Below are 4,126 nucleotides of genomic sequence, written 5' to 3' on the forward strand. Positions count from 1 at the left end.
GTTATCGTGTAAAATCCTTTTTTCATATATTCTTTTAAAACATTGCTTGCCCAAATTCTAAACTGTGTGCCTCGCAAGGATTTTACACGATAACCAACAGAAATAATTACATCTAAATTATAGTAGTCTACTTGATATGTTTTACCGTCAGCTGCAGTTGTTGCAAATTTTGCAACAACTGCATTACGTGTTAGTTCACCCTCACTAAATATGTTTTTTATATGCCGTGAGATTGTAGACTTATCGCGTTGAAATAATTCTGCCATTTGGTCAATGGAGAGCCAAACAGTATCATTTTCAAAAGTAGTTTCTATTTTTGTCAAACCATCTTCAGTCTAGTACATTATGATTTCAGAGTTCATATACATACTCCTTTGCAATTTCTAACAGCTCATTTACGCTTAATATTTTTATTACTCCCAATTAGAGGAATCATATAATCGGAGGAATATTTCTCATTTTTACTATTTTTATCTTATCATATATACAACAGTAAATTACAATATTTTCGTAATTATTCCTGTATATATTATAATTCATGAGCAAAAAGTATTCGTATCTAATGATAAAAAGAAGGTATCTTTGGTAAAGTACTTCTGGTGATGGAAACTCCTCTAATTTCAGCTCTTTCACTTCACCAGTAATGAGATTTTGCTCCACAAAAGCATCTCCGGTTGAAGCATAAACATAGGGGATATCCAACGCCTTTGCATATTCGATACCTTGCTGAAGCCCTGCTCCTACAGCATGGTTATTATCTTTTGCTTCTACAATGGCTAATGGAAAATTGATCTTATAAAACAGAACATAATCCGTTCGTTTTTGTTTTCCCCTTGCCGTAATATTTCCACGAAGAATAATACGCCCTACAGTAAAAGCGTATTCTAATCGTATTTGCTTATGAATATCCCAACCCGCACTAGTAATAGCTGGGGTAATGTATCTGGCTTTGATATCTTCTTCAGACAAACATCTCGTCCCAATAAATCCACCTCCAAGGATACAAAATATGATTAATAATATTATAACACAGTAACAAACAAAAAAAGCTATACGGTATTATCATGATATGAAATTGAGTAAAGAGTCTCAAGTAGTCAAAGTAGAATTATATTTACATTTTTCAGTTGATAACTTCCTGTAAGAATTGATAAACTGAGATTAATAATCAAAATATAAAGCGAGGGTTAGATATGGGATTATTCTTTAAATCAAGAACAGAGAAAGAAGCAGAGTTTATGGCTCCGCAATGGTTAAAACAAGTTAATGAAAGTGCAAACTTAGTAAACACGACTAAAAAAGTTGACGTATTCTTTTCTAGATATGATTTTTTAATCGAAACTGTCAATAAATTAATTGGAATTGAAAAATTCCTCAAATTTAAAAGTGACAAGCCTTCTGAAATGTTGAAATCAATTGAAAGTAAAAAAGTATACACTATAAATGATTTTATAGATAGATATTATGAAGATATTCTCGAACAAATACGTAAATTAAAGACAGATAAAGCTAAGCAAAAGAGAATTGATAATTTTTATACCTCCTTTGAGCCTTATTTTAATCAAATGGAAAAAGAAAATATTGATAAAATACATTTATTAAATCGTACTTTAAATGACAAGCATGAAATTATTCTAAGAAATAGTGGATCTAAGGAAATAATACCACAGACCAAAGAGGTTGCTATAGATAATATGACTTGGACTATCATGATATCATTTGGAGAATCATCATCAAAGAGTTATGAGAAAGCTGTTTATTTAGCAAAAAAAGCCCCTAGATATGAAAATATAATAGATAAACACAGTAATAATACTCACGCTGCGACTTACACTGATTCTAAGAAAGATTTTTTAGACTTCATTGTTCTATACGATCTTATTTCTTCATGGAAATCTACAGTTTTCGCAATTAACGGTGAAATAATTGATAAAAAAACGATTGGGAAAATTAAATACTGTTACGGTGACAAATGCAGAACTGTAAAGTCTGACTTTTGTTTTGGCGCAAGTTATATGACAGCTAACCCCTTTGGTTGCCATCGACTTCAGATTAGTGGTACTAATAATCCATGGTACAGTTATTACAAGCAAAATGGAGGCACATACATATTAGATAAGGATTCCTTAATTAAACGCATTAATTTAGCGACTGATACCTTTAGATATTGTCCATCATTCAACTTGAATCAAATTATGAACGTAGCTATGGGATTACCAACTGCTATATCGAAAAAGGAATATGAAAAAATTATTAAAACAAGTATCCAGCTAATTTAATGCTATATACAATGAGAACAAAAAGAGATTCTACAGTTTATTAAGTTCAAGAAAGAGCAGCTAATGGATTATAGGGAAAACTAATAAAGCTTAGTAATAAAATTTCTACAAAAAACAACATAAGAAATGGCAACTACGGCTTATTTGTATTATGGTTTTTATTATATTCTTAAGGAGGATTTAATTTGTATATACGTATGTCTATTAATGCTGATGGTAAAATTTCAATTTTTCATGAAAATAAAGAAAATATCGTTAGAAACAAGGGCAAAAGTCTTTTGTCGTTGCCTACCCACTACACGATTATTGACATAGAAACAACTGGACTTAACCCTAACTTTGACGAAATCATTGAATTTGCAGCACTTAAAGTAGAAAATAATGAAGTAGTGAATACTTTAATTCGTTAGTTTTTGTCGATGAAGTTAGCGAATTTATTACTGACCTAACAGGTATTACAACAGAAATGTTAAAAGACGCTCCGAAGATTGAAGATGTTTTAGTAGAATTTATTGATTTTATTGGAGGCTCTACACTTATTGGGCATAATGTGAATTTTGATATGAACTTTATTTATGACAATGCTTTATTTTATTTAGACAAAGAAATCAAAAACGATTTTATTGATACATTAAGATTGTCCAGAAGAATATACCCTAAATTCAAAAAGCATAAACTATCTTACCTATCAGAAAAATTGAATCTTAGAAATAAACCAGTACATAGATCATTAGCCGATTGTAGTGCAACATTTGAGTTATATAATCATATTAAAAACCATGTAGAAACAAATGATTTATATAATTTGCTTAAGATTAAAACGTATTCATTAAAAGCTAGAGATATTACTCCTAATCTTGATATAAATTACGATGGTGACTGTATATTACAAGATAAGACCTGCGTATTTACTGGCACCTTGACGAGGATGATACGAAAGGAAGCTATGCAAATAGTCGTAAATTTAGGTGGACTTGTTGGAGACGGTGTAACAAAGAAAACAAATTATCTGATTATCCCGTTATGGGCATACAAGACTATTCTAAATTTATAGATGGAAAAGAAAGCTCTAAAACTAAGAAAGCAAAAAAACTTATAGAAGATGGACAAGATTCACATATTATTTCCGAGGATGAATTTTATGAAATTATTTATGATATCGACATGGATCGCATTAATATTCAAACAATTACTAATGGGAGAAATGTAGTTATATAGACTTATTTAGTGGGCCTGGTTATATGAAGCTAGCAACATTCTACTCACGTTGAAGTTATAAGACTATTCTATCAAACGATCAATATAAACAGAAATTTGTCACAGATATTAATGATCAGAGCACTGACTGTATTAAAAAATTAGAAGATAATCTATAATGTGCACACTTGTATTTAGAAATTCTTAGTTATGACTCCTTTCTTGATTAAGCTGCACTAGCAGTAAAACTAAAGTAGATGTCTGCTAGTATTTTGTAGTCATAGCTTTGGTGACCTCTTTCATAATTGTAGTGATTGATGTATTCTTTCGTTAGGATTTTCACCTCCACAACGGTTTCAGGGTACATTGAATAAGGATGTTCCCATTTTTAACGGAAAGCAGAAAGCGGAAATTCTATCGCCTTAAGGGCAGATTGTGTCTAGGGTTCTACTTTCTGCTCTGTTTATTAATAAAACTCACATCAGCATATGCTACTTCTTCCCCACTTCCTTTTACTTTGCAATATGACGCAACTTCATTATAGACTATTTTCTCCTTAAAATTCTTTGAGAAAATTTCTTATTATCTAAGTATCGTAAATATTTACATCAAAATTTGCTTTATTCCGCAAATACCTACCTCTCATATTA

5 protein-coding genes and 1 pseudogene are annotated in these 4,126 nt (G+C 30.7%); 4 read left to right on the top strand and 2 right to left on the bottom strand.

Annotation, left to right across the window (positions count from 1 at the left end):
• Positions 1–323, bottom strand: a 323-nt coding sequence (locus tag Q7P22_RS14320; protein ID WP_303865064.1) for a virulence RhuM family protein, incomplete at its 3' end; no start/stop codon positions are given.
• Positions 324–432: 109 nt separating this feature from the next.
• Entirely contained in the window at positions 433–969 is a 537-nt protein-coding gene (locus Q7P22_RS14325) for a type I restriction enzyme HsdR N-terminal domain-containing protein (RefSeq protein WP_303865065.1), read from the bottom strand.
• A gap of 224 nt (positions 970–1,193) precedes the next feature.
• Between Q7P22_RS14325 and Q7P22_RS14330 the strand changes: the two genes are divergently transcribed.
• The 4 genes and pseudogenes from Q7P22_RS14330 to Q7P22_RS14350 all read left to right on the top strand — a co-directional run bounded on the left by Q7P22_RS14330 (position 1,194) and on the right by Q7P22_RS14350 (position 3,497).
• A complete protein-coding gene (locus tag Q7P22_RS14330; RefSeq protein ID WP_303865066.1) occupies positions 1,194–2,279 on the top strand; it encodes a hypothetical protein in 1,086 nt (361 codons plus the stop codon).
• A 185-nt stretch (positions 2,280–2,464) separates the two neighbouring features.
• The gene (locus Q7P22_RS14335; RefSeq protein ID WP_303865067.1) at positions 2,465–2,689 is read left to right on the top strand and encodes an exonuclease domain-containing protein; all 225 of its coding nucleotides are present in this window, start codon (positions 2,465–2,467) and stop codon (positions 2,687–2,689) included.
• Positions 2,690–2,712: 23 nt separating this feature from the next.
• Positions 2,713–3,333: pseudogene (locus Q7P22_RS15075) on the top strand (exonuclease domain-containing protein); the annotation flags it as partial.
• A complete protein-coding gene (locus Q7P22_RS14350) occupies positions 3,303–3,497 on the top strand; it encodes a hypothetical protein (RefSeq protein WP_303865068.1) in 195 nt (64 codons plus the stop codon). The pseudogene Q7P22_RS15075 and the gene Q7P22_RS14350, both read left to right, overlap by 31 nt.
• Positions 3,498–4,126 lie beyond the last annotated feature (629 nt).

It is taken from the genome of Alkalibaculum bacchi (assembly GCF_937875145.1).
Classification (GTDB): Bacteria; Bacillota; Clostridia; order Eubacteriales; family Alkalibacteraceae; genus Alkalibaculum; species Alkalibaculum bacchi_A.

Excerpts from the sequence above, each read along its gene's own strand:
- Q7P22_RS14330 (WP_303865066.1), top strand. The coding sequence starts at position 1,194 with ATGGGATTATTCTTTAAATCAAGAACAGAGAAAGAAGCAGAGTTTATG.
- Q7P22_RS14350 (WP_303865068.1), top strand. The coding sequence starts at position 3,303 with ATGGGCATACAAGACTATTCTAAATTTATAGATGGAAAAGAAAGCTCT.